3 protein-coding genes are annotated in these 2,697 nt (G+C 61.3%); 2 read left to right on the top strand and 1 reads right to left on the bottom strand.

What is annotated here, in order from left to right; translation table 11 throughout:
- The coding region (locus KJP28_RS19810; protein WP_218394107.1) for a hypothetical protein at nucleotides 1-189 on the top strand (189 nt) is incomplete at its 5' end.
- A 112-nt stretch (nucleotides 190-301) separates the two neighbouring features.
- On the top strand, nucleotides 302-1,723 hold the full coding sequence (locus KJP28_RS19805) for a hypothetical protein (RefSeq protein WP_255552498.1): 1,422 nt from the start codon (nucleotides 302-304) through the stop codon (nucleotides 1,721-1,723).
- A 207-nt stretch (nucleotides 1,724-1,930) separates the two neighbouring features.
- Here the strand turns inward: KJP28_RS19805 and KJP28_RS19800 are convergent, their stop codons facing one another.
- A complete protein-coding gene (locus KJP28_RS19800; RefSeq protein WP_336245367.1) occupies nucleotides 1,931-2,623 on the bottom strand; it encodes a FadR/GntR family transcriptional regulator in 693 nt (230 codons plus the stop codon).
- Between the last annotated feature and the right edge of the window lie 74 nt (nucleotides 2,624-2,697).

Here is a 2,697-nt window from a genome sequence, read left to right as displayed (position 1 = left end):
AACATCCCCAAATCGCTCCCTCAATCCTTTGAGGAAGCTTCTGAACAGAAATATCAGGGGGGTCACTTTTGGACGCCGATTACCCCAATACAGGGGTCAATCTTGCATGCCGGTTCACACTTGTGTCTGACGTCCGGAGCCGATCAGCAGTTGTGCATTGGCGCAATTTCGAAAAAAAAAACGCTTTGACCTTACGCAAATATGAACTTGACACTCATAAATTTAGCCATCTACGTTTATTGACAGGATGGCGGGACGAGAGGAGCTCTGCGCCATCCAAAACACAACCTGGAGGAGAACCATGTTTCGATTTTCATATCGGGCGGGGCAGAAGATGCTTTGCCTAGCGCTTGCGGCCAGCCTTGCTGTTCCTGTCTCGGCACAGGACAAAACCCCATACCGCGAGCACAGTGGCGTTCTGCCCGACGGCACTTCCTGGCTCATCCGCGTCCCCGAGAACTGGAACGGCCGCCTGCTGCGTGATCTCGATTTCGCCGGCTGGAACCATCTCCCGGGCTGGGCGCCCCGCTATGATGATCTGCTGGCGCGCGGCTATGCCTTTGCCGGTACGGCGCGCCATCCCGTGAATTTCTGGCAATACGACCCGCAGCGCGAGATCCTGAACCTCCAGACCGTTCAGGACACCTTCACCCAGCTCGAAAGCGAGCCCGACATGGTGATGCAATACGGATGCTCCGGCGGCGGTCTGGACAGCCTCGCCTCGGCCGAAGATTACCCCGACAAGATTGACGGCTCGGTGGTGCTTGCGGCCCATACACCGGTCTGGATCATGAACAGTTTTCTGGACGGTTGGTTCGCGATGCGGGCGCTGCTGGCGGAAGATTTCGTGGCACAGGGCCTGGGCCAGGCCTCGGATCTGACGGTCGCTGGTCTGCCGAACGCAGGCGCGGGCGGCGATCGTAACCTTGACGCAATCCGAGCGTCGTGGAAGAGCGCTATCGAAAACGCGGGCAAGACGCCCGAAGGTCGCGCCCGTCTGGCGCTCGCCTTTGCCATTGGTCAGTGGTCGCCCTGGATGGTCGAGGGAACCGACCTGCCCGACACGTCCGATACCGCCGCGATGGCTGACATGGTGGTAAAATCGGCGATGCGTAATGCCGGCCATGTCGGCGGCACCTATCGGCTGGCCTTCGAAAATGCGGCATTGGGTCAGCAGTTGTCCGGAAACGAAGGCGTCGACTACGCCGCGTTCTACGCCAACGCCGCACCGGCGATGAAACAGCTGGTCGAGGCGCTTTATGCCGAAGCCGGGCTGGACCTTCAGGCCGACCTTGCGACGATTGACGCCGAACCCCGGATTGCGGCGTCGGACTATGCGCTCGACTTCTGGGCCGGGGACGGACGCACCACGACCGGAGAGCTCGAAGTGCCCGCCATACGGATCCACATGCTGGGAGACTGGGCCATCCCCTATTCGCTGATGCAGGGGTACGAGGCGCTGGTTGAACAGGCCGGCACCACCGACCACTATCGGCAGGCCCTCGTTCAGGGGACCGGGCACTGCGACTTCACGGCCGCAGAAAGCAGCGTGATCGTTGAAATTCTGGCCGAACGGATCGAGACCGGCACCTGGCCAGAGGTCACGCCCGAGGCACTGAACACGGCAGCCGCCGCGCTGGAGACGGGATCCGACGCCCGCTTCGTCGAATTTGGCGACTGGCGCGTGGGGGCGTACAACCGCCCCTGGACGCCGAGCCAGTAACCCGTCGCGGGGTCTGCCCACCTGGGTGGACCCCGCCCCTAGCCTGACAGGAGCTCGACGTTGCGCGTCAGCAAGACAGACTACCGGATCAGCATCGCCAGTAGGAATTCAGGCGACCGACAGACACATCGGATGACGACCGGCGCGAGACCTCCCCGCGCCGGCTTTTTCGTAATCTAGGGCACGCTTGGAATGCCTATCGTGTCATTATGTGGAGACGAAGGGATTGATCTCGAAATCGTAGGGCAAGCCGACGAGGTCCCAACCACGTTTGAGGTCCGCGACGTGCCGCGCCATCCAAAGCTCGGCCTCGTCCGGATCCTGCCGCTCGACGGCGTCGAAGATCTTTTCATGCGCTGCCATCTCGCGCGGCCGGGCCTGCTCGAGCACCGGTTTGAGGTGCCGCGAGGCCGGAAAAAGCAACTGCCCGATCGGGAAACGGGTCAGTAGAAGCGCGACATTGTTGCTCGCCTCCGCAATCAATGCGTGAAACGCGAGGTCGATCTCGTAATCCGCCCGTCCTGTTTCCATCGCATCCCGGAATTCGATCAGGTTTGCCCGCAGCGGAACCAATTGATCTTCTGTCCGGTGGATTGCCGCCAGTCTCGCCGAAAGCGGTTCGACCTCACGACACACCTCCCAGAGTTCGAGGAACGTAATGCGTGACAGGACCATGGCATCGGTGGCGCGCGGCGCGATCTGCGACGTGTCCGGGATCGACACGAAAAGTCGCCGGCGTCCCGAACGCCGGACCAGCCCGTCGGCTTCGAGCTGACGGATCCCCTCGCGCACGGTGGACCTGTTGACCCCAAGTTTCTCGGCAAGACTGAGCTCCGACGGAAAGGGCTCACCCGGTGTCGCGTTGCCCTTAAATCTGAGACACGACGCGTTCGGGGATATTTTTTGCCCTTAATTATGAGATTCCACTGCCATCGCGCCTATGCTTTTCGCGCGCTGCCGGGCGATGTAATCGA

The organism is Maritimibacter dapengensis (assembly GCF_019218265.1).
In the GTDB taxonomy this organism is placed as follows: domain Bacteria; phylum Pseudomonadota; class Alphaproteobacteria; order Rhodobacterales; family Rhodobacteraceae; genus Maritimibacter; species Maritimibacter dapengensis.
The sequence above is the reverse complement of the archived record's forward strand: the minus strand, read 5'-3'. Positions and strand labels throughout refer to the sequence as shown.